The 22,166-nt window shown below is 68.2% G+C and carries 13 protein-coding genes and 8 pseudogenes; 13 read left to right on the top strand and 8 right to left on the bottom strand.

The window, feature by feature from the left end; all coding sequences use genetic code 11:
• Window positions 1–17 precede the first annotated feature (17 nt).
• The 3 genes and pseudogenes from ACHMW8_RS22540 (at window position 18) to ACHMW8_RS22530 (ending at window position 2,781) form a co-directional block, all read left to right on the top strand.
• Window positions 18–1,018 (top strand): annotated as a pseudogene (locus ACHMW8_RS22540) (acyltransferase family protein).
• Window positions 1,019–1,087: 69 nt separating this feature from the next.
• Entirely contained in the window at window positions 1,088–1,468 is a 381-nt protein-coding gene (locus ACHMW8_RS22535) for a YciI family protein (RefSeq protein ID WP_395443782.1), read from the top strand.
• A complete protein-coding gene (locus ACHMW8_RS22530) occupies window positions 1,465–2,781 on the top strand; it encodes an RNA polymerase sigma factor (RefSeq protein ID WP_395443781.1) in 1,317 nt (438 codons plus the stop codon). The genes ACHMW8_RS22535 and ACHMW8_RS22530 overlap by 4 nt, the downstream gene beginning before the upstream one ends.
• Here ACHMW8_RS22530 and ACHMW8_RS22525 read toward each other — a convergent pair whose 3' ends face one another.
• A complete protein-coding gene (locus tag ACHMW8_RS22525) occupies window positions 2,782–3,102 on the bottom strand; it encodes a hypothetical protein (RefSeq protein WP_395443780.1) in 321 nt (106 codons plus the stop codon).
• The gene (locus ACHMW8_RS22520) at window positions 3,066–4,010 is read right to left on the bottom strand and encodes a hypothetical protein (protein WP_395443779.1); all 945 of its coding nucleotides are present in this window, start codon (window positions 4,008–4,010) and stop codon (window positions 3,066–3,068) included. Before ACHMW8_RS22520 ends, ACHMW8_RS22525 begins: the two co-directional genes overlap by 37 nt.
• 139 nt (window positions 4,011–4,149) lie before the next feature.
• Here ACHMW8_RS22520 and ACHMW8_RS22515 point away from each other — a divergent pair, with 139 nt between their 5' ends.
• Entirely contained in the window at window positions 4,150–5,232 is a 1,083-nt protein-coding gene (locus ACHMW8_RS22515) for a PA0069 family radical SAM protein (RefSeq protein WP_395446035.1), read from the top strand.
• 39 nt (window positions 5,233–5,271) lie between these two features.
• Window positions 5,272–5,727, top strand: a complete 456-nt coding sequence (locus ACHMW8_RS22510; RefSeq protein ID WP_125158070.1) for a cell wall biosynthesis glycosyltransferase — start codon at window positions 5,272–5,274, stop codon at window positions 5,725–5,727.
• 50 nt (window positions 5,728–5,777) lie between these two features.
• On the opposite strand, the gene ACHMW8_RS22505 is transcribed toward ACHMW8_RS22510, so the two are convergent.
• Entirely contained in the window at window positions 5,778–7,340 is a 1,563-nt protein-coding gene (locus ACHMW8_RS22505) for a lytic transglycosylase domain-containing protein (protein WP_395446034.1), read from the bottom strand.
• Window positions 7,341–7,469: 129 nt separating this feature from the next.
• On the bottom strand, window positions 7,470–8,291 hold the full coding sequence (locus ACHMW8_RS22500; RefSeq protein ID WP_395443778.1) for a uracil-DNA glycosylase: 822 nt from the start codon (window positions 8,289–8,291) through the stop codon (window positions 7,470–7,472).
• 166 nt (window positions 8,292–8,457) lie between these two features.
• Between ACHMW8_RS22500 and ACHMW8_RS22495 the strand changes: the two are divergent.
• From ACHMW8_RS22495 to ACHMW8_RS22480, 4 genes and pseudogenes are all read left to right on the top strand, one after another.
• Window positions 8,458–10,132 (top strand): annotated as a pseudogene (locus ACHMW8_RS22495) (electron transfer flavoprotein-ubiquinone oxidoreductase).
• A gap of 126 nt (window positions 10,133–10,258) precedes the next feature.
• Window positions 10,259–11,989, top strand: a pseudogene (locus tag ACHMW8_RS22490) (tetratricopeptide repeat protein).
• 41 nt (window positions 11,990–12,030) lie between these two features.
• Complete coding sequence (locus ACHMW8_RS22485) at window positions 12,031–12,903, top strand: 4-(cytidine 5'-diphospho)-2-C-methyl-D-erythritol kinase (RefSeq protein WP_395443777.1); 873 nt, start codon at window positions 12,031–12,033, stop codon at window positions 12,901–12,903.
• A 10-nt stretch (window positions 12,904–12,913) separates the two neighbouring features.
• A pseudogene (locus ACHMW8_RS22480) lies at window positions 12,914–13,563 on the top strand (peptidylprolyl isomerase).
• Here ACHMW8_RS22480 and ACHMW8_RS22475 read toward each other — a convergent pair.
• The 3 genes and pseudogenes from ACHMW8_RS22475 to ACHMW8_RS22465 all read right to left on the bottom strand — a co-directional run bounded on the left by ACHMW8_RS22475 (window position 13,560) and on the right by ACHMW8_RS22465 (window position 16,364).
• On the bottom strand, window positions 13,560–14,363 hold the full coding sequence (locus ACHMW8_RS22475; RefSeq protein ID WP_395443776.1) for a lipid II flippase Amj family protein: 804 nt from the start codon (window positions 14,361–14,363) through the stop codon (window positions 13,560–13,562). The pseudogene ACHMW8_RS22480 and the gene ACHMW8_RS22475 overlap by 4 nt on opposite strands.
• Window positions 14,364–14,468: 105 nt before the next feature.
• Entirely contained in the window at window positions 14,469–15,998 is a 1,530-nt protein-coding gene (locus tag ACHMW8_RS22470; protein ID WP_125158077.1) for an ammonium transporter, read from the bottom strand.
• 26 nt (window positions 15,999–16,024) lie between these two features.
• Window positions 16,025–16,364, bottom strand: a pseudogene (locus tag ACHMW8_RS22465) (P-II family nitrogen regulator).
• 324 nt (window positions 16,365–16,688) lie between these two features.
• On the opposite strand from ACHMW8_RS22465, the gene ACHMW8_RS22460 reads away from it, so the two are divergent.
• The 4 genes and pseudogenes from ACHMW8_RS22460 to glyS all read left to right on the top strand — a co-directional run bounded on the left by ACHMW8_RS22460 (window position 16,689) and on the right by glyS (window position 21,203).
• On the top strand, window positions 16,689–17,039 hold the full coding sequence (locus tag ACHMW8_RS22460; RefSeq protein ID WP_125158078.1) for a DMT family protein: 351 nt from the start codon (window positions 16,689–16,691) through the stop codon (window positions 17,037–17,039).
• A gap of 84 nt (window positions 17,040–17,123) precedes the next feature.
• Window positions 17,124–18,026: a fasciclin domain-containing protein gene (locus tag ACHMW8_RS22455; protein WP_395443775.1), complete on the top strand. Its 903-nt coding sequence runs from the start codon at window positions 17,124–17,126 to the stop codon at window positions 18,024–18,026.
• 85 nt (window positions 18,027–18,111) lie between these two features.
• Window positions 18,112–19,012 (top strand): annotated as a pseudogene (locus ACHMW8_RS22450) (glycine--tRNA ligase subunit alpha).
• A gap of 6 nt (window positions 19,013–19,018) precedes the next feature.
• A pseudogene (glyS, locus tag ACHMW8_RS22445) lies at window positions 19,019–21,203 on the top strand (glycine--tRNA ligase subunit beta).
• A 55-nt stretch (window positions 21,204–21,258) separates the two neighbouring features.
• On the opposite strand, the pseudogene ACHMW8_RS22440 reads toward glyS, so the two are convergent.
• Window positions 21,259–22,115 (bottom strand): annotated as a pseudogene (locus ACHMW8_RS22440) (metal-dependent hydrolase).
• Window positions 22,116–22,166 lie beyond the last annotated feature (51 nt).

Here is a 22,166-nt window from a genome sequence, read left to right as displayed (position 1 = left end):
GATGGGGGGACGGCGTTTTGCAGGCTTACGAGTCGGGACGACGGTACGAGGCGCTGGACGGCCTGCGCGGCGTCGCGGCCGTGGGCGTCATGCTCTATCACATCGGCGGCTGGACCGGCCGGCCCTGGCTGGTCGGCCACGGCTACCTGGCCGTCGACTTCTTCTCTGCCTGTCCGGCTTCGTGCTGGCCCACGCCTATGGCCGGCGCGAGATCGGCTGGTGGGGCTTCCTGCGCCAGCGGCTGGTCCGGCTGTGGCCGCTGATCGCCCTGACCATGCTGGCCGGGGCGACGGTGATCATCCAGCATCGCGAGCGCGTGCCGGAGTGGCTGGTCCTGGGCCTGCTCATGATCCCGCGTCTATGGGCCGAGGAGCCGGGCTTCGCGCCGATTTTCCCTTTGAATCCGCCGGCTTGGTCGCTGTTCTTCGAGTTGGCGGTCGGAGCGCTGTGGTTCGCGATCCGGCGGCTGGGCGTCATGGGGCACGTGCTGATGATCGTGCTGCTGATCCCGGTCATGGCCTATATCGCCCACGGCATGGGCGGCGTGCTGACCGGCTGGGACCGGGCGACCTTCCTGATCAGTTTTCTGCGGACGGTGTTCTCGTTCCTGCTGGGCTGGGGCTGCTATCGGATCCAGCCGTTCACCGGCTTCACGGCGCCCCCTTGGCTGCTGGCCCTGATCCTGGCCGCGGTCCTGTGCTTCCCGTGGACGCCGCTGAACTGGCTCTACGACTATGTCTGCATGAGCCTGGTCTTCCCGCTGATCGTGCTGGCCGGGCGGCGGGACCCGGAGGGCCTCCAGGGGAGGCTGGCCCGCATCTCCGGCGCGATCTCTTATCCCCTCTACGCGCTGCATTGGCTGGGCTGGGAACTGATGCTGCGGCTGTTCAGGGCTCTGGGCGGCCAGGGGTACCCGCTGGCCTTCGCGGCGGTGGCGGTCCCGGTGATCCTGGCCTTCGCCTGGGCGGTGCTGAAGCTCTACGACGAGCCGGTCCGCCGCCGGCTGCGGCGCCTCTAGAAATTTCTGGGCCGTTTGTCGGATGCGGGCATAGTTCGCCGTCCTAGGGATCGGAAGCGAGGATCGCCCATGCTGTACGCCATACTCTGCTACAACCAGGAAGACGTGATCTGCGGTTGGTCCAAGGCGCACGAGGACGGCGTCATGGAGAAGCTGGGCGTCGTTCAGGAGAAGCTGGCGCGCGAAGGCCGCCTCGGCCCCGTCGCCCGCCTGATGCCGACCACGGCCGCCACCACCCTGCGCAAGGATCGCGAGCCGCCGCTGGTGCTGGATGGCCCGTTCGCCGAGACCAAGGAGCAGTTGCTGGGCTTCTACGTCGTCGACTGCGACAGCCTGGACGGCGCGCTCGACATCGCCAAGGACCTGGGCAAGGTCAATCCCGGCGGCTCCTATGAGATCCGCCCGATCGCGCTGTTCAACCCGGCTAGTCCGGAGTTCGCCGGGACGTGACCGAGCTGGGCTGGATCGAGGGCGCGATCGCCGCCGCTCGGCCCCAGGCCATGGCGGCGCTGCTGCGCTACTTCCGGGACATGGACGCGGCCGAAGAGGCGTTTCAGGACGCCTGTCTGCGCGCCCTGAAGACCTGGCCCAAGAATGGTCCGCCTCGCGATCCGACCGCGTGGCTGATCATGGTCGGCCGCAACGCCGCCATCGACGCCGTCCGCAAGATCAGCCGCCACACGGTCCTGCCGCCGGAGGAGCTGCTGTCCGACCTGGAGGACGCCGAGGCGCGGGCCGCCGAGCGGCTGGATGGCTCGCACTATCGCGACGACGTCCTGCGGCTGTTGTTCATCTGCTGCCACCCGGACTTGCCGGCCACCCAGCAGATCGCTCTCGCCTTGCGCGTCGTTTCGGGCCTTTCGGTTCGTGAGATCGCCCGCGCCTTCGTCGTGACCGAGGCGGCCATGGAACAGCGCATCACGCGCGCCAAGGCCCGTATCGGGGCTGGAGACGCGGCGTTCGAGACCCCAGGACCCATCGAGCGCGCCGAGCGCTTCGCGGCCGTGGCGGCCATGCTCTATCTCGTCTTCAACGAGGGCTATTCGGCCAGCGGCCAGGCGGTCGAGGCCAAAGGGGAACTGTGCGACGAGGCCATCCGCCTGGCGCGCCTGCTGCTGCGACTGTTCCCGTCCGAGCCGGAGATGATGGGTCTGACCGCGCTATTCTTGCTGCAGCACGCCCGTTCGGAGGCGCGCTTCGCCGCCGACGGCGCGGCGATCCTGCTGGAGGATCAGGATCGAAGCCTCTGGAATCGCAAGATGATCGGGGAGGGGCTCGCCTTGATCGACAAGGCGATGCTGAAGCGCGATCCGGGGCCCTACCAGGTCCAGGCCGCCATCGCCGCCCTGCACGCCCGCGCCGCGCGGCCGGAAGACACCGACTGGGCGGGCATTGACGCGCTCTACGCCACGCTGGAGATCATGCGGCCCTCGCCGGTGATCACCCTGAACCGCGCGGTGGCGACAGCGAGGGTTCGGGGACCCGCGGCGGCGCTGGAGATGATCGAGCCTCTCGGCGCGCGGCTGGACGGCTATTTCCACTATCACGGCGCGCGGGGCGCCTTCCTGCTGCAGGCCGGTCGCAAGGCCGAGGCGCGGCGGGCTTTCGATCGCGCGATTTCGCTGGCCAGCACCGCGGCCGAGGCCGCCAACATCCGCCAGTATCTGGACCGCGTCGCCGTCGAGGCGGAGGCATCGGTGGTCAGCAAGGACTTCGAGGCGGGGCTGTCCCACATCAAGGCCGAGGCCGAAGAGCCCTCCTGATTACGCCACGCGGATCTCTCCGGTGTCGATCTGCGACCAGTCGTGAAGCGGCAGGTGCAGCGATGGGCACGCGGTGGTCGGTGTCGGCGCTTCCAGCAAATCGGTGATCGCCGGCCCGCTGAGGAACGGCGCGCGCAGATCGACACAGGCGTTCAGTTCGCGGCGCGTGCGCAATTCGCTGATCCCTTGCCAGATGCGCTTGCGCGCATAGAGAGGCGCGTCGCGCAGGAATCGCGTCGCGGCCGAGAGGCGCACGCTCTCGCTGCCTTCCGGAAGGATCAGCGTCACCGAGCTGGCGAAGTCGGCCGGCAGATCCTCCACCTGGAACGCCGGGTCCGAGACACGCATGTCCAGACGCGCGAAGTGCGGCTTGAGATAGGCCTGGATCGTCTGCATCGCCGAGAACGATGGCGCGCGGGGCGTATCGTAGACGGCCGCCGCCAGCCGTTGCCGAGCGGTGCGGGGAGGGCCTCGAGGTGCGGCAGCAGAGCGTCGCGGGCGCGGGGCTTGATCAGGGTCGAGAAGCAGATCGGAAAGAACAGCACGCCGGACTCCTGGCGTCCCAGGATGTCCTTGGCGCTCTCCAGGATCGGGATGTCATGGTCGGCTTCACGGCCATGGACGGCGGGCGCTGGGGTGTCGAAGTCGAGCGAGGTGGGCGTAGCGTCCTCGCGCCATAGGGCGACATTGCCGACGAAGAGTTCGCGTGGCGAATGATAGACGCCGCGATAGGCGATGCGGGTCTTCGCTCCAGGCTCGAGCTCGCCCAGGGTCTCGACCGGCGGCTCGCCCACGACCGGACCGCCGGGCGGCGCCAACGATACAACGCCGTCGGGCGTGATGCGGCAGACCCGTCCGATCGCCTCGCCCAGGTCGTCGGCGTCCAGCATCGCCTTCAATTGCTGAGGCGGCATGCCGGCGAAGCGCATCACCTCGGCCTTGTCGCCCTCCAGCATCAGCAACGAAACCTCACCGTCGCTGGTCTGGCCGAACAGCTTGGTCTGAAGCGCCCGGGCCAGGGCCTGCAGCTCGCGCGGGTCCAGCAGGATGGCGCGAGGGTCGGCCAGGACGAACGAGAACGGCGCGACCAGGCCATAGCGGCGCGGCCAGAGCCACGTGGTCTCAAGATACGCCCCAGCGACCTTGGCCACGATGCCGGCCATGGTTTCGGTATCGGCGAACATCAGCGTGTCGCCGACCATGATCTTGAGACAAGCGAGCGCGGTCATGGAGCCATGCTAGGCGCGCCAGGTTATCGCCACGCTAGGACCGCCAGCGACTTACTGTCGCATGGCGAGCATGGGGCGCGGCTTCCCTTCCTGCATAATGTTCTTGTTATGTTCTGACGATTTCAGCATATTCGCCGCCATGGCCGAGACAGCGAAACTGGGGCCCGCGTCGCGCGGGCGGGGCGCGAAATCCAATCGAACCGGACGTTTTGAGTCTCAGACGCGAGAGACGTTCGACGACGGCTGGAGCGAAGACGACGCGCCTGGGCAGTTGAAGACCGAGCTGCAGCCGATGAAGTCGCGGACCATCATCGCCCGCAACCAGAGCCCCGACGTCGGCTTCGACCGCTCGATCAACCCGTACCGCGGCTGCAGCCATGGCTGCATCTACTGCTACGCGCGGCCCAATCATGCGTATCTGGGCCTGTCGCCGGGCCTGGATTTCGAGAGCAAGATCTTCTTCAAGCCGCACGCGGGCGAGTTGCTGGAGAAGGAGCTCGCCAAGGCCTCGTACAAGCCGGCGACGATCCACATTGGCGGCGACACCGATCCCTACCAGCCCGACGAGAAGCAACTTCGGGTGACGCGACAGATCATCGAGGTGCTGGAGCGCGTCAGCCATCCCTTCACGATCATCACCAAGTCGGCCCTGATCCTGCGCGATCTCGACGTGCTGAGCCGGATGGCCGAGCGAAAACTGACCCGGGTGGCGATCTCGATCACGACCCTGGATCGCAAGCTGGCCCGCAGCATGGAGCCGCGCGCGGCCACGCCGGGCAAGCGGATCGAGGCGGTGCGCCGGCTGACCGAGGCCGGCGTGCCGGTGACGGTGATGTTCGCCCCGGCCATTCCGGGCTTGAACGACCATGAATGCGAGGCGGTGCTGGAGGCGGCGGCCAAGGCCGGCGCGCGCGGCGCGGGCTATGTCGCCCTGCGCCTGCCGCGCGAGATCGCCCAACTGTTCCAGGAGTGGCTGGAGACCGACCATCCAGATCGGGCCAGGAAGGTGATGTCGCTGGTGCGCCAGATCCGCAAGGGCGAGACCTACAGCGCCAGCTGGGGCGAACGGATGGTCGGCGACGGGCCGGTGGCCGAGGTGCTGCGCCAGCGCTTCCATCTGGCGGTCAAGAAGTTCGGCCTGGATCAGCCATGGACGCCGCTGGACGCCACCCAGTTCACCCCGCCAAGCAAGCCAAGCGCGCAGATGGACTTGTTTGGGTAAAGGGCTTGACCCTGCGTGGCGCTCTGGCCAAGCAAGGCCATGATCTCCGTCATCCTCGTCGCCTCCGAAGACCTGCAAGGGTTGGCCGCCCAGATGACCATGCTGGTGCCCGCCGCCGTGGACGGGCTGGTCAAGGAGGTGGTGCTGGTCTCCGGCGGCGAACCGGGTGTCGAGGCCCTGGCCGAGGACAGTGGAGCGCGGCTGGTGACGACTTCGGGCGATCGCCTGGCGGCGGGCGCCGCGGTGGTTCGTGGCGACTGGATTCTGACCCTGCGCGCGGCGCCGGTTCTCCGCGAAGGTTGGCGCGAGCCGGTCGAGAAGCATGTGACGGGCGGGGCGGGGGCTCCCGCGGTTCTGACCGCTCCGGGCGGCCTGCTCGGCAAGCTTGCGCCGCGCCTGCATGGCGTCCTGGTTCGACGGCTGGACTGGCCCGCGAGCGGCGGTGACGAGAAGACCTTGGCGAAGACGCTGCGAGCCAGGCGGCTGGCCTATTAGGGACGTCCCGTCCGCGTGGGGCGCAGCCTGAGCGGAGATGAGCGTGCTGGCTAGGGTTGGACCTGCGCGAGCTGGGTCATCAGCTGGTCAATAGAGGTCGGGGCGGCGACCTGCGGGTCGAGGCGGAAGTCGACCGTCCGCGCGCCGCTGGCCACGGCGTCCAGGGTCTTGTTTTCCGCGCCCATCAGCCGGCGATAGGTCCAGTAGCTGGCCATCACCTTCTCGACGTAGTTGCGGGTCTCCTTGAACGGCAGGCTCTCGATCAGCAGCAGGGTGTCGCAGTCGGCGCCCAGCTGGGCCGCCGTGCGGTTCAAGGTCGCCGGCCCGCCGTTATAGGCCGCGACGGCGCGCAGCAGGTCGGGGCTCTTGACGCCGCGGTTCATCAGCCAGGTGAAATAGTCCTGCCCGGCCCGCAGGTTGTAGGCGGGATCGAACAGCGGGCTGTTGTCGGCCAGCAGCTTGTCATCGCCCACGACGTCGGCGGCTGAGCTCGGGCGCACCTGCATCAGGCCCATGGCGCCGGCGGCCGAGACGGCCATCGGGTCGAAGCGGCTCTCCTGGCGCACCAGGGCGTAGACCATGGCCTTGTCGATGGTGAAGCCGCCGACCGGATCCAGCGGCGGCAGGGGATAGTCCTCGCCGCCGACCCGGCGCACCGGGCGGCCAGCGTTCAGCGGGGCGTTGGCGTTGAGCGCCAGGGCCAGGGCCGTCCAGTCGTCGCGAAGCTCTTGGGTTTCAGCCAGAGACAAGCCCGCGCGAAGCTCCATGCCCGCCTCGCGCCAACGGCCGACCTGGGCCAGGGCGGTGGCGCGACGGGCGCGCGGGTCGTTCCTTACGAGCTGTTCCAGCGAAGCCGTGTCGGGACCGACATAGCTGGCGCGGGTCAGCAGGCTGGCGATCGGATCGTAGTTATCTTCGGCGATGGGAGCGCCGGCCATGGCCAGCTGCCGTACGGCGATCATGCCGTAGAAGGTGTGCGGCGAGCGAGCGGCCTCGTTCAGCAGGGTCAGGGCGTCGCGGCCGTGGCCGGCCTGGCTCGCCACGCGGGCGGCCCAGAAGGCGCCGGCGGCGCGCAGCCACTCGTCCTCGTGCTGGTCGTGGGCGACCTGCTCGAAATAGGCCTGTGCGGCGCGATAGTCGCCCAGGCGATAGGCCGAGAGGCCCGCGATCCAGGTCTCGCCGCCGGCCACGGCCAGGCTTAGGGCTTTCTGGACGTCGCCGGAATAATAGGCCTCGCGAGCGGCGCGGCCCTTGTCGGCGGGGGGCGGGGCGGTCTCGTCGCCGATGAACAGTTCGGGAACCGGCGCGGCGGCGACCCGCCTGCCGGCCGGCTTGCGCTTGACGGCCAGGGCGTAGACGCGGTCGGCGCCGGCCTCGTCGGCATAGGCGCGCAGCCAACGGGTCAGGTCGTCGTAGCTGGCCGAAAAGCGAGTGGGGTGCATGATCTTGGCGAAGGCCAGGCGGCCGGCCAGGCTGCGATCATGGGCGTTGGCGAAGGCCGCGGCGGCGGCGTCGAAATCACCGCGATCGGTGGCGGCGAAGGCGGCGCGATAGGCGCGGACATCCTCCGGCGACAAAGGCTCAAGGGCGCCCGCCCGCGCGACGCCTCCCATGGGTAGGAACGCCGCCGCGCACAGGAAGAGGGCCGACAACACGGCCAAGAGGCGAGTCCAAATCCGCAAAAACCGTTCCGCGCTCCCCCGCAGGCGCACGTCCCCCGTTCCGACTGGTCGAACGCAGTTCTAGTGCGGGCGGTCGGGGCGATCAAGTCGCTCGGTCAGCGTGAGAAGGTCCTGCCAGGCCTTCTTCTTCTGGGCGGGGGTGCGCAGAAGGAAGGCCGGGTGCAGGGTCGGTATGGCCGGAAGCTCGATGGACTTGTCCTCGGAGGTCCATTCGAACCAGCGGCCGCGCATCGACAGGATGCCTTCCTCGCGCTTCAGCATGGCCTTGGCGGAGGCTCCGCCAGCCAGCAGCAGCATCTTCGGCTTCACCAGGGCGATGGCGCGTTCGACGAAGGGCGCGCAGGTCGCCTGTTCCTGGGGCGTCGGCGTACGGTTGCCGGGCGGACGCCAGAAGACGGTGTTGGTGATGAAGACCCGGCCCTCCAGGCCGGCGGCCTTCAACATGCGGTCCAGCAGCTTGCCCGCGCGGCCGACGAACGGCTGGCCTTGGGCGTCCTCGTCGGCGCCGGGGCCTTCGCCGATGATCATCAGCGGCGCGTCGCCGACCCCGCGCGAGAACACGGCCTGCTTGGCGCCCTGGGTCTTCAGCGCGCAGCCGTCGAAGGCGGCGATGGCGGCGGCCAGGCTCTCGAGGTCGTCGCAGGCGGCCGCGGCGGCCTTGGCGGCGGCGATGGCCGCGCCGACATCGGGACCGCGCGCCAGGGCCAGGCCCGGACGGGCGACCGGCGGCGGGGGAGGCGTCGGCTGGCTGCGGGCCCGGAGCATCGCCGCGCCCTCGGCCAGGCGATCGATCGGCGCGTCGGCGTACGAGACCTCGACGCCCGCGTCAGCCCAGAAGGCCAGCAGGCTTTCGATGGCGCGTTGATCGACGGCGAGGCTCATGCGACCGTCTTAGCGCGGATTGTTCAAGGTCTCCACGCTGCGATGCAGCAAAAAAGCGGAGCGGAGTGCTTGACCACCGCCGCGTCACGTTCGGATAAGCTGTGATTCAAACAGTCATAAGACGGGCGGCCCCGAGAACGAGGGTTGGGCCCGATCGGGAGACCTTATGAGCGAAGATCTCGAACGCGAGTCGATGGAATACGACGTCGTCATCGTCGGCGGCGGTCCCGCCGGGCTCTCCGCGGCGATCCGTCTGAAGCAGCTGGCCGCCAAGGCGGGGACCGAAATCTCGGTGGCCCTGCTGGAAAAGGGCTCCGAGGTCGGCGCCCACATCCTGTCAGGCGCGGTGATCGATCCCAAGGGTCTGGCCGAACTCTTCCCCAATTGGAAGGAAGAGGGCGCGCCGCTGGAGACGCCGGTCACAAAGGACCGCTTCAAGCTGCTGGGGCCGCAGGGCGAGCTGTCCCTGCCGATGTTCGCCATGCCGCCGTTCATGCACAACCACGGTTGCTACATCGCCTCGCTGGGCAACCTCACGCGCTGGCTGGCCGGCAAGGCCGAAGAGCTGGGCGTCGAGATCTATCCGGGCTTCGCCGCCTCGGATCTGGTCTGGAACGAGGATGGCTCGGTCAAGGGCGTGGTCGTCGGCGTGGTCGGCATCGCCAAGGACGGCCACCACAAGCCGGACTATCAGCCGGGCATGGAGCTGCACGGCAAGTATGTCTTCATCGCCGAGGGCGTGCGGGGCTCGCTGGCCAAGCAACTGATCGAGAAGTTCGACCTCTCGGCCGGCAAGTCGCCGCAGAAGTACGGCATCGGCATCAAGGAGCTGTGGCAGGTCCCGCCCGAAAAGCATCAGCCGGGCCTGGCCGAGCACACCACCGGCTGGCCGCTGGACAACCAGACGGGCGGCGGCAGCTTCATGTATCACTTCGGGGACAACTACGTGGCCATCGGCTACGTCGTGCACCTCAACTACAAGAACCCGTGGATCTCGCCCTTCGACGAGTTCCAGCGCTTCAAGCAGCATCCGGGGGTGAAGCCCTATCTGGAAGGCGGCAAGCGCATCGCCTACGGCGCGCGGGCCATCACCGAGGGCGGCTACCAGTCGGTGCCGAAGCTGACCTTCCCGGGCGGCGTGCTGATCGGCTGCTCGGCCGGCTTCGTCAATGTGCCGCGCATCAAGGGCAGCCACAACGCCGTCAAGACCGGCATGATGGCCGCCGAGGCCGCCTATGAGGCCGTTCAGGCCGGTCGCGCCAGCGATGAACTTGCGGGCTACCAGACCGCCTACGACAACTCGTGGGTCGCCAAGGAGCTGAAGGTCGTCCGCAACGCCAAGCCGATGCTGGGCAAGTTCGGCACCGCCCTGGGCGGCGCGGTCAGCATGTTCGACATGTGGTGCACGCACCTTCTGGGCGGCTTCTCGTTCTTCGGCACCATGAAGCACGAGAAGACCGACGCGGCCTCGAACCGGTCTGGCCAAGGACTATCAGCCGATCGTCTATCCCAAGCCCGACGGCGTGATCAGCTTCGACAAGCTTTCCTCGGTGTTCCTCTCGGCGACCAACCACGAGGAAGACCAGCCCGCCCACCTGAAGCTGAAGGACCCGTCGATCCCGATCTCGGTCAATCTGCCCAAGTACGGCGAACCGGCGCGCCTCTACTGCCCGGCCGGCGTCTACGAGGTGCTCTACAACGAGCAGGGCCAGGACCCGCGCTTCCAGATCAACGCCCAGAACTGCGTCCACTGCAAAACCTGCGACATCAAGGATCCCTCGCAGAACATCGTCTGGACCACGCCGGAAGGCGGCGGCGGACCGAACTATCCGAACATGTAACTTTGTTGGGCGCGTGACGGCCGCCGAAACCGGCATCCACTTTCGGCTGTCACGCTTGCCGCCTCCCGGCCCTCGGCCGGGAGGCTTTTTCTTGCGAGCGACCTCGAAACCGCCGAGGGTGGCGGGATGACGCATTTCAAAGTTCTCCTCGCCTGCGTTTCCGTTTCGGCCCTGGCGGCCTGCGCTCAGGGACCCAGCACGGTCACGCTGCGAGGCCCGGTGGCGGGCTCGCCGCTGTTCGACACCCGCTCCTCGTACGGCCAGTTCCTGGCGGGCCAGGCGGCGCTCCGCGACGGCAGGTCGAAGGAGGCGGCCACCTATTTCGGCACGGCCGCGGTGCTGGGCGAGGACCCCGGCGTGATCGGCGAGCGTTCGTTCTCGGCCCTGCTGCTGGCCGGTGAGATCACCCGCGCCGCAGCGGCGGCGCCGATCGGTCCGGACGCCGCCGAGGCCGTCCAGCGCATGGGCGTGCTGACCCGCGTGGTCGAGGCGCTGGCCACCAACAAGGGCAAGGACGCCCGGGCGCTGTTGAAGGCCGATCCGCCGGGCTTCCCGCACCAGCAGGCCGCCGCGCTGCTGGCCCCGTGGGCTGCGGCGGCGGCCGGCGACAACGAGGGCGCGATCGTTCAGCCGACCCTGCGCAACGAGAGGCTGGTGCAGTATTTCGGCCAGCAGGGCCAGGCGCGCCTCTATGAGCGCGCCAAGCGCTACGACGAGGCGGAGACCGACTACAAGGCCCTGACCGGCAACGTCGCCACGGCCAGCATCTTCACCTTGGACTATGGGGCGTTCCTGGAGCGCCGCAAGCGTCACGAAGACGCCGTGGCCCTGTACGACACGGCCCTTCGCGCGGCGCCCAACGACACGGGCCTGCTGCGGGCGCGCGCCCGCGCCGCCGCCAAGGGCGCGCCCCCCCGATGCCGACCCTGCGCCAGGGCGCGGCCGAGGGGCTGGTGGCCTGCGCCGCCACCTTCGCCGGCGAGCGCCAGGCCCAGTTCGCCCTGGCCTATCTGCGTCTGGCCCTGCGCCTGGATCCGGCCCGCGATGAAGCCTGGATCCTGGTCGGGGACCTGTTGAACCAGGGCGACGATCCGCAGGGCGCGATCGAGGCCTATGGCCACGTGCCGGCCGGCGCGCCGCAATACGCCTCGGCCCAGAGCAAGATCGCCTGGGCCTGGAACGAGCTCGGCGACAAGGCCAAGGCGCTGGACGTGGCCCGCGCCGCCGCCACGACCGCGCCCAACGACCGTGACGCCCAGCTGGCCCTGGCCGACCTGCTGCGGGCCGGCGGCCAGTGGAACGAGTCGGTGGCGGTGCTGGACAAGGTGGTCGAGCGCGAGAGCGCCACCCCCGACTGGCGCGTGCTCTATCTGCGCGCCGTCTCTCTGGAACAGGCCAAGCGCTGGCCCGAGGCCGAGCGCGACCTGCAGGCGGCCCTGAAGATCAACCCCAACGAGCCGGAACTGCTGAACTTCCTCGGCTACAGCTGGATCGACCGCAACGAGCACCTCGCCGAGGCCTTGGCCATGGTCCAGAAGGCCGTCGCCGCCCGCCCGCAGTCGGGCGCCAGTGCTCGACAGTCTCGGTTGGGCCTATTACCGCCTGGGCGACTACAAGACCGCCGTCGAGAAGCTGGAGGGCGCGGTTGAGCTTGAGCCCGGCGATCCGGACGTCAACGGCCACCTGGGCGACGCCTACTGGCGGATCGGCCGCAAGACCGAGGCCAAGTTCCAGTGGCAGCGCGTGCTGAGCCTGGAGCCGGACGACAAGCAGAAGGCCGAGTCTGAAGCCAAGCTGAAGAACGGCCTGGCCGCGACCGGCGCGCCGGCGACCGCGTCGACGGTGGCCCACAACTAGGCTATCGGGCTGTCTTCCTTCACTGCGGAGTCCGAGAGATCATGCGGCTTTCCGCCTTCGCCCCGGCCAAGGTCAATCTGTTCCTGCACGTGGGCGGGCCGGACGCTGAGGGCTATCACCCGATCTCCAGCCTGATGGTCTTCGCCGATGTCGGCGACCAGGTGATGATCCAGCCCGCCGACGCCCCGGATTTCGAGACCTCGGGCCCGTTCGGCGGCGCGATCCCCGCCGATGGCGAAAACCTGGTGGTTCGCGCCGCGCGCGCTTTCCACGCCAGGCTGGGCGGGCCGATCCCGCCGTATCGCCTGATCCTCGAGAAGCACCTGCCGATCGCCGCCGGCCTGGGCGGCGGCTCTAGCGACGCCGGCGCGGCCCTGAAGCTTCTGCGCGACGCCCTGGCCCCGAACCTGTCCGACGACGACCTGGAGCCGCTGGCCGCCAGCCTGGGCGCGGACGGCGCGGCCTGCCTGCTCGCCAGGGCCCTGATGGCCGAGGGGCGAGGGGAGATCCTGTCGCCGGCCCCGACCTTGCCAGAGCTGCACGCGGTGCTGGTCAATCCCGGCGCGCCGTCGCCGACCGGAGCGGTCTATCGCGCCTATGACGCCGCCGTGCATCCGGACGGCGCGACGGCGCCCTTTCTGCCGTCCGACCTGGAAAGCGTCGAGGAAGTCGCCGGCTGGTTGGCCGTGGCCACCCGCAACGACCTGGAGGCGCCGGCCGTGGCGCTGGAGCCGCGCATCGGCGAGGTGCTGGACGCCTTGCGGGACGAGCCCGAGAGCCTGCTGGTCCGGATGTCGGGCTCGGGCGCGACCTGTTTCGCCCTCTGCGCCGGCGACATCGAGGCCGAGGGTCTGGTCGACCGTCTCGAGTCGATGCGACCGGACTGGTGGGTGCGGCGTTGCCGCCTGAGCTAAGGAAATGGACATGAAGCGCCGTGACGTTCTCGCCGCCCTCGGTCTAAGTCCCATTTGGGGCCTCGCCGCCGCGCCGGGGCTGGCCGACGCCCAGATCCTGAACCTGGCGCCGACGCCGATCGTGCCCGGCGCCGGCGACGTCGTGGTCAGCCTGGACACCAGCCTGGGCGCCATCGTCATCGCCCTGAAGGCCCGGCAGGCGCCGCTGACCACGGCCAACTTCCTGCGGTATGTCGATGGCAAGCTCTATGACGGGGCCAGCTTCTGGCGGGCCGCCAAGGCGCCAGGCTCGACCACCTACGGCCTGATCGAAGGCGGCCTGGCCGGCGATCCGAAGAAGGTGCTGAAACCCGTCGCCCACGAACCGACCACTCAGACGGGTCTCCGCCATGTCGACGGCACGCTGTCCCTGGCGCGGCGCGAGCCCGGCAGCGGCGACAGCGACTTCTTCATCTGCGCCGGTGACGCCCCGTACCTGGACGCCAACCCCGCCGCCGAGGGGACAATCTGGGCTTCGCCGCCTTCGGTCAGGTGGTCAAGGGCATGGAGATCGTCCGCGAGATCCTGAACCTGCCGACGCCCGGCGTGGCGATCAATCCGGTGATGAAGGGGCAGATGCTCGACCCGGTCGTGCCGATCGTCACGGCGCGGCGGCTCTAGATCAGCCGGGCCAGGACCACGACGGCGCTGGCGGCCGGGACCAACAGAAATTGGGCCAGCACAGTGCCCGCCACGCGGCTGCCGGCGAACCAGACCACGGCGCGCCGGAAGGCCGACTCGCTGATCCGGCCATCCATGACGTCGTCGGTCATGATCGACAGGGCCGGATCGATCAGCACGAACAGCAGGATCGTGGCCACGCCGTTGATCACCGACGACAGGCTCACGGCCGTGACTCGGAACTGCGGGTCCAGATAGCCGGCGTAGAGCGACGCGAAGACCCCGACAGTCAGCAGGGCCTGGGCCAGGACGTTCAGCACGATCACCCGGGCGGGGACGTCGATCCTCTGCTTCAGCCCGTCGAGGTGGTGGGGCGAGGGCAGGGCGACCGCGTCGCGGATATAGCCAACACCGCCCTTGGCGAAAGCATGCATCAGGAGCTTGGGCACGGAGCGGTGGATCTGGAAGTGGGCGACCGCTCGGGTGAACAGGCGCTGGGCGGTCGGGATCGCCAGCGCCCCGACAATCGCCGCCAGGCTGGCGCTGGCCATAAGCCATTGGAAGTCCGCCAGCAGGTTCTGACCCGCGCCGTGGAGCAGGTCGCTTTCGATCCGCTTGGATAGGAACGGACCCTGGAAGGCGTTCGAGGCGCGCGATAGCAGGACGAGGACGTTGAACAGGGCGAACGACATGGCGATCCGCCGCGTGCGGACGCCGGCGATGCGCACGGCGTAGGCCAGGGCCCCGATCAGGTGGATCACGAAGGTCAGGACGCAAAGCAGAAACAGTTGGGCGTCCACGACGATCTCCAGGGCGGCGGGCGCGGAGCTTGGCTGATGCGCGCCCAAAGAGAAAGGGCGCGGAGATCGCTCTCCGCGCCCTTCGACTTGGAACCTAGGCCAGCCTTAGCTGTGGTAGGCGCGTTCGCCGTGTTCCGAGATGTCCAGGCCTTCCTCTTCGGCTTCCGGCGAAGCCTTCAGGCCGATGACCAGCTTGATCACGAAGAAGACGATCAGCGAGGCGACCAGCGACCACACGACCGTGACGCAGACGCCCTTCAGCTGGGCCATCACTTGGGTGCCGAGGCTGTAGACGGCGTTGTCGCAGGTCGAGATGTCGCCGTCCTTGGCGCAGCTCGTGTAGTCGACGATGCCGGCGCCGCCCCAGGCGGGGTTGACCAGCAGGCCGGTGCCGATGGCGCCGACGATGCCGCCGATGCCGTGGATGCCGAAGGCGTCCAGGCTGTCGTCGTACTTCAGGGCGTTCTTCACGACCGAGCAGAAGAAGATGCAGATCGGCGAGACGACGAGGCCCAGGATCACCGAACCCATCGGACCGGCGAAGCCGGCGGCCGGGGTGACGGCGACGAGGCCGGCGACGATGCCCGAGGCCAGGCCCAGGGCCGACGGCTTCTTGCGGGTGACCCACTCGACGACGATCCACGACAGGCCGGCGGCGGCGGTGGCCACGAAGGTGTTGATCATGGCCAGCGAGGCGTAGCCGTTCGATTCCAGGTTCGAGCCGGCGTTGAAGCCGAACCAGCCCACCCACAGCAGGCCGGCGCCGACCAGGGTCAGGGTCAGGGAGTGCGGAGGCATCGGCTCCTTGCCGTAGCCTTGACGCTTGCCGAGGATCAGGGCGCCCACGAGGGCGGCGATACCGGCGTTGATGTGGACGACGGTGCCGCCGGCGAAGTCGAGAGCGCCGAAGCTCCAGATCAGGCCCGACTTGACCGGAGCGGTCGGAGCCAGGGCGATCGCGTCAGGACCCGGCCACCACCAGACCATGTGCGCCATCGGATAGTACGACAGCAGCGGCCACAGGACGGCGAAGGCGACGATGGCGGCGAACTTCATGCGCTCGACCAGCGAACCGACCACGAGGGCGGCGGTGATGGCCGCGAAGGTCGACTGGAACGAGATGAAGGTGAACTCGGGGATCACCACGCCGGTCGAGAAGGTCGCGACGTTGCTGGCCGGGGTCACGTCCTTCAGGAACAGGCGTCCCAGGCCGCCGACGAAGCTGTCCCAGCTGCCGCCGTCGGTGAAGGCGAAGCTGTAGCCCCACAGGACCCAGGCGACGAAGCCGATCAGGGCGACGGTCGAGACCTGCATCATGACCGACAGCATGTTCTTGGCGCGCACCAGGCCGCCGTAGAACAGCGCCAGACCCGGGATGATCATCAGCAGGACCAGCAGCGAGGACGTCAGCATCCACGCGTTGTCACCCTTGTCGTTCTTGTCGACGATGGTGGGCGCGGCGGCCGGAGCGGGGGCGGGCGTGGCGGCGGGCGCGGCCTCGGCGGGCGCGGCGGCCGTCATGGCGGCGGCCGGCGCGGGCGCGGCCTCCTGGGCGAAGGCGGTGGCGCCCAGCGGAGCCCCCGCCAGCGTCGCGGCGAGCAAAAGCCCGGCCAGCGGTTTGAAGGTGAGTTTCATCGTCGGTATCCCCTTTTCCCGATGCGTTACAGAGCGGCCGAGCCGGTTTCGCCGGTGCGGATGCGGACGGCTTCTTCGACGTTCAGCACGAAGATCTTGCCGTCGCCGATCTTGCCGGTGGCCGCGGCGGCCTTGACCGCCTCGAACGGCCTTGGCGGCGGACGCGTCGTCCACGACCGCTTCCAGCTTCACTTTCGGCACGAAATTCACCTGGTATTCGGCGCCCCGGTAGATCTCGGTCTGCCCCTTCTGACGGCCGTAGCCCTTCACTTCCGACACCGTCAGACCTTCGACGCCGGCGGCGACGAGCGCTTCGCGCACCTCGTCCAGCTTGAAGGGTTTGACGACCGCTATGATCAGTTTCATCCGCCTTGCTCCGATCCCGTTGAGCCACGGGCTTGCTTTGCTTGGTTGTTCGGAAGCGTTCTCGCCCCCGGTGCGATCACCGCCGACGCCGCCATCACGCGCTGCATCGTTCCCCGGCTTGGCCACGCTATCGGCGACGGTTCCATGACGGGTGGAGCGGGCAAGGTTTTGGAAAGGAAATGGGCAAGGCGCCCAAAATATAGGCGCGCAGCGCTGCCACTGCGTCAGAAACCGGCGATTCGACCTGTCGGTAAGTTCTGGCTCGGACGGGCCGGCTTGTCCTAGGTTGGCGGAATCCCCAACGCCCCGCTTCGGAGCCCGCCCATGTCGCCGCTGGTCATGAAGATCGCTCCCTGGCTGTTGCTGGTCATGTCGAACGTCTTCATGACCTTCGCCTGGTACGGCCACCTGAAGGGCAAGCCGATGGCCTTGCCCGTAGCGATCATCTCCAGCTGGCTGATCGCCCTGCCCGAATACTTGCTGGCGGTGCCGGCCAATCGGATCGGGCACGCCGTGTATTCGACAGCGGAGTTGAAGGTCGGTCAGGAGTTCATCACCCTGATGGTCTTCATGCTGTTCTCGTATTTCTATCTCGGCGAAGCGATCAAGTGGTCGACCGTCGCTGGATTTGGCCTGATCGTCGCCGGCGTAGCGGTCATATTCTATTTCCGGTGACGCTTTCCGTGATCACGTGCCCGTGATCACGGAACCGACTCCCCGGTCCGGGCGTACTCCGCTCGAACCGAGAGGAACTCGATCATGATCACTCAGCGTCTCCTGACCGCCGCCGCCGCGGTCGCCCTGATGACCGGCTTCGCCCACGCCCAGGACGCGACGGCGCCCGCCGCGCCAGCGCCGGCCGCGTCCTCGCCCGTCGTCGCCAAGGGCGATCTGATCCAGACCGCCGAGGCCTCGGGTCAGTTCAACACCTTCCTGAAGGCTGTCGGGGCCGTGAACCTGACCAGCGTTCTGAAGACCAACCAGAACCTGACCCTGTTCGCCCCGACCGACGCGGCCTTCGCCGCCTTGCCGGCCGGTGAGCTGGACAAGCTGATGCTGCCCGAGAACGGGCCGATGCTGCAGAAGGTGCTGACCTATCACCTGATCAACGCCAAGGTGGACTCCACCAAGATCAAGGGCGCCAAGGGCGAGGTGAAGAGCGTCGAGGGCTCGCCGCTGCTGCTGGACGGCTCGGGCGCGGCCCCCATGGTCGACACCGCCACCATCACCCAGACCGATGTGATGGCCACCAACGGCGTGCTGCACGTGGTGGACAAGGTCCTGATCCCGAAGGACGTCCCGGGGCTGCAGTCCGCCGCCGCGGCGACGGACGCCAATGCGACGATGCAAGTCGCCGCCAACGAGCAGCAGGCGCCGGCCGGCCAGGCCATGACGCCGGCCCCGGCCGCCCCGACCGACATGGCCTCCGACCCGGCCGCGAGCCCCGCCATGCCGGCGGCCACGGCGGCGCCGGACGCCGGGGTCAACACCTCGGGTGTCGTGCCGGTGTCTTCGCAATCGCCGGAGGCCCAGGCTTCGCTGAAGGCCGGCGACGCCAATGTCGTCTCCAACCCGCCGGTCGCCGACACCAAGGCCAACCGCGCCAAGTACGGCGCCCGGAGTTCGAACGCCGGCAAGCACACCGTGCCGAAGGGCAACTAAAGCCCTTACCGTTCCGGACATCGCTTGAAGCACCGGTCGGCGGGCCCTATGGTCCGCCGACTTTTTTCTAGGCCTGCTTCGATTGATGTCGCGCGAAAAACCCAAGTCCTTCCAAAGCCTGATCCTGACGCTCCATGACTATTGGAGCCGGCAGGGTTGCATCATCCTGCAGCCGCATGACGTGGAAGTGGGGGCGGGAACCCTGCACCCGGCCACGGTGCTGCGCGCCCTGGGCCCCAAGCCGTGGAACGCGGCCTATGTGCAGCCCTCGGCGCCGTCCGGGCGACGGGCGCTATGGCGAAAACCCCAACCGCCTGCAGCACTATTACCAGTACCAGGTGATCCTGAAGCCGAACCCCGAGAACATGCAGGACCTGTATCTGGGTTCGCTGGAAGCGATCGGTCTGGACCTCCGCACCCACGACATCCGCTTCGTCGAGGACGACTGGGAGAACCCGACCGTCGGGGCCTGGGGCCTGGGCTGGGAAGTCTGGTGCGACGGCATGGAAGTGTCGCAGTACACCTACTTCCAGCAGGTCGGCGGCCTGGACGTCTCGCCGGTGGCCGGCGAGCTAACCTACGGCCTGGAACGTCTGGCCATGTACGTGTTCGGGGTCGACAACGTCTACGACCTGCCGTTCAACGATCCGGACTCGCCGCTGGGCGCGACCACCTATGGCGACGTGTTCCTGGAGAACGAACGCCAGCAGTCGGAAGCCAACTTCCACGGCTATGACGTCGCGGTGCTCAAGCAGCAGTTCGAGCAGATGGAAGAGCAGGTGCCGCTGATGCTGGCCCGTTCTTATCAGAACAAGGCTCTGGTCCTGCCCGCCTACGACATGGTCCTGAAGGCCAGCCACCTCTTCAACCTGATGAACGCCCGCGGCGCGATCGCCGTCGCCGAGCGCGCCAGCTACATCGGCCGCATCCGCGACCTGTGTAAGCAGTGCGCCAGCGCCTGGGTCGATCAGCAGGAAGCCGCGTAAAGTCTGATGCCCCAACTTCTCCTCGAACTGTTCTCGGAAGAGATCCCCGCCCGCATGCAGGCCCAGGCCGCCAAGGACCTGGAGCGCATGGCGCGCGAGCACCTGGCCGCCGCCGGCTTCCTGCCCGAGGCCCTGAAGACCTTCGCCGGCCCGCGCCGCCTGACCCTGGTGGCCGAAGGCCTGCCGCTGGCCCAGGCCGACCGCAAGGAAGAGCTGAAAGGCCCGCGCGTCGGCGCGCCGCCTCAGGCCATGGAAGGCTTCCTGCGCAAGGCGGGCCTGACCCAGGACCAGCTGGTCGAGCGCGACGGCGTCTACATGGCCTTCATCGAGAAGAAGGGCCGTCCGACGCCGGAGATCGTCGCCGAGATGGTCGAGGCCATCGTCCGCGGCTTCCCTTGGCCCAAGTCGATGGTCTGGGGGACCAAGAAGCTGCGCTGGGTGCGTCCGCTGAAGCGCATCCTCTGCGTGCTGGACCGCGAGATCGTGCCGTTCGCCATCGAGGGCATCCCGAGCGGCGACGTCACCGAAGGCCACCGCTTCATGGGCGACGCCAAGCCGTTCGTGGCGCGGGACTTCGATGAATATGCCGCCGGTCTGGAAGCCCACTACGTCGTGCTCGACGTTCGAGGAGCGCAAGCAGCGCATCCTCGAAGGCTGCAAGACCCTGTGCTTCGCGCGCCACCTCGAACTGGTCGAGGATCAGGGTCTGTTGGAGGAAGTCGCGGGCCTGGCCGAATGGCCGACGCCGGTGCTGGGCGACATGGATCCGGTGTTCCTGAGCTTGCCGCCCGAGGTGATCCGCACCTCGATGCGCACGCACCAGAAGTACTTCGCCGTCCGCAAGGCCGGCGAGCAGGGCCTGGCGCCGCACTTCATCACCATCGCCAACATCCAGGCGGCCGACGGCGGCGCGGTGATCGCGGCCGGCAACGCCAAGGTGCTGTCCTCGCGCCTGTCCGACGCCCGCTTCTTCTGGGACGAGGACGTCAAGGTCGGCTTTACGCCATGGCTGGAAAAGCTGAACGGCGTCACCTTCCACGCCAAGCTCGGGACCATGGCCCAGCGGGTCGAGCGCATCGTCGCCCTGGCCGGCGAGATCGCTGAGGTGATCGGCGCCGACGTCGCCAAGACCACGGAAGCCGCGCGTCTGGCCAAGGCGGATCTCGCCTCGCAGATGGTCGGCGAGTTCCCCGAGCTGCAGGGGATCATGGGCGGCTATTACGCCCGAACGTTCGGGATGGACGGCGAGATCGCCGACGCCGTGCGCGACCACTACAAGCCGCAGGGGCCGGGCGACTCCGTCCCGACCGCACCGGTGAGCGTGGCGGTGGCGCTGGCGGATAAGCTGGATACGTTGGTCGGCTTCTTCGCGATCGACGAGAAGCCAACGGGCAGCAAGGATCCTTATGCGCTGCGCCGCGCGGCGTTGGGCGTGATCCGGATTGTTCTGGAGAATGGGCTGCGAATCTCGCTGCAGGGCGTTACCAAGCTTGCTGCCGTTGCCTGCCTTTGGGCTTCCGAGGTTGCTAGCCCTCCCTTTGATAGCGATTGGCGCGCCGCTTTGACTGATGTCTGGGAACGTATCGGTCGCGGATACGCAGCAAATAGGAATTTGGCCGCCGACACTTACAATGAAAGTGAACTCACAGATCGCATAGCGTGGGTCGAAGCGTCATCGCGTGATTTGATCGCCTTCTTCGCTGACCGCCTGAAGGTCACCCTCCGCGACCAGGGCAAGCGCCACGACCTCGTCGACGCCGTCTTCGCCCTGGGCGACGACGATCTGGCGCGCATCGTCGCGCGGGTCGAGGCTCTGGACGGCTTCCTGAAGACCGACGACGGCAAGAACCTGCTGGCCGGCTACAAGCGCGCCTCCAACATCCTTAAGGCCGAGGAGAAGAAGGGCGCTCTGCCGACGGGCGCGCCGCAGGAGCCGGCTGCCGACAGCGCCGCCGAGGTGGGCCTCTACAACGCCCTGCGCCTGCTGGACAAACCGCTGAAGGACGCCCTGGCCAAGGAGGACTTCACCGGCGCCATGACCCAGCTGGCCGAGCTGCGCGGCCCGGTCGACGCCTATCTGGACGGGGTCTTCGTCAACGAGCCCGAACACCGCGACAACCGCCTGAAGACCCTGGCCGCCGTCCGCGACGCCATGGGCCAGGTGGCGGACTTCGGCCTGATCGCGGGCTGATCCAAGCCATAGTCCAAACGGAAACGGCGGCCTTTCGGGCCGCCGTTTTTTGTGTCTAGGCCGCCGCCGCGTCGAACTCGGCCTTCCAGCCGGCGAAGGCGGCGCGGTCGTCCTGGTCCCACGGATGGAAGCCGGGGCGGTACCAGGCGAAATAGGTCTTCCAGCCGCGGCGGAACAGGCCGGGCTTGCCCACACGAACGCATTGACCGCCTTCAGCGCCGCCTTGGGCGAATAGCCGTCGGCCTCCAGCAAGCGCGCGGCGTAGCGGCTGATGTTGCGGGTGAACATGAGGGTCACGAAGAACATCGCGATGCAGCGCCGCAGGTAGCGGCGCATCGGCGGCCAGTCCTTGGTGGCGACCATGAAGACGTCATAGGCGACCGCCTTGTGCTCGGTCTCCTCCATGGCGTGCCAGCGCCACAGCTTCTCGACTTCGGGATGGGCCTTGTCGAACAGGTCCTGATGGCGCGCGTGCGTCTCGGCCATCATCGCCGTGAAGTGCTCCAGCGCGATGGTCGACAGCAGCATGGCCATCTGGCCGCGCTCGCGGGCCATCTTCACGCGGCCCCGCACCGTCTCCTCGATCTCGGCGACCGGATAGCGGTCGCGGTCGATCAGACTGTTCAGCTGATGGTGCTCGCGCGAGTGGATGGCTTCCTGGGCGATGAAGTTCCTGGCGTCGTCCAGCAGCTTGCCGGTCAGCAGGTGGCGGTAGTTGCGCACCGCGTCCATGAACAGGCGCTCGCCGTCCGGGAAGGTCAGGGACAGGGCGTTGAACACCGCCGTGCCGACGGGATCGCCGCCCAGCCAGTGGCCCTTCTGGGCGTCGGCGAGGTCGAAGCGGATGTCGCGCGGGGTGACGTCCAGGTCGGCCGGGGTCGTCTTGCCTTGCGGGGTTTGGGTCTCGGTCATGGCGTTGTGCGCTCCACCGGATTAGGGCTTGTTCAGCCTGTGTTGTGACGC

It is taken from the genome of Caulobacter sp. UC70_42 (assembly GCF_044056025.1).
Taxonomy (GTDB): Bacteria; Pseudomonadota; Alphaproteobacteria; order Caulobacterales; family Caulobacteraceae; genus Caulobacter.
The sequence above is the reverse complement of the archived record's forward strand: the minus strand, read 5'-3'. Positions and strand labels throughout refer to the sequence as shown.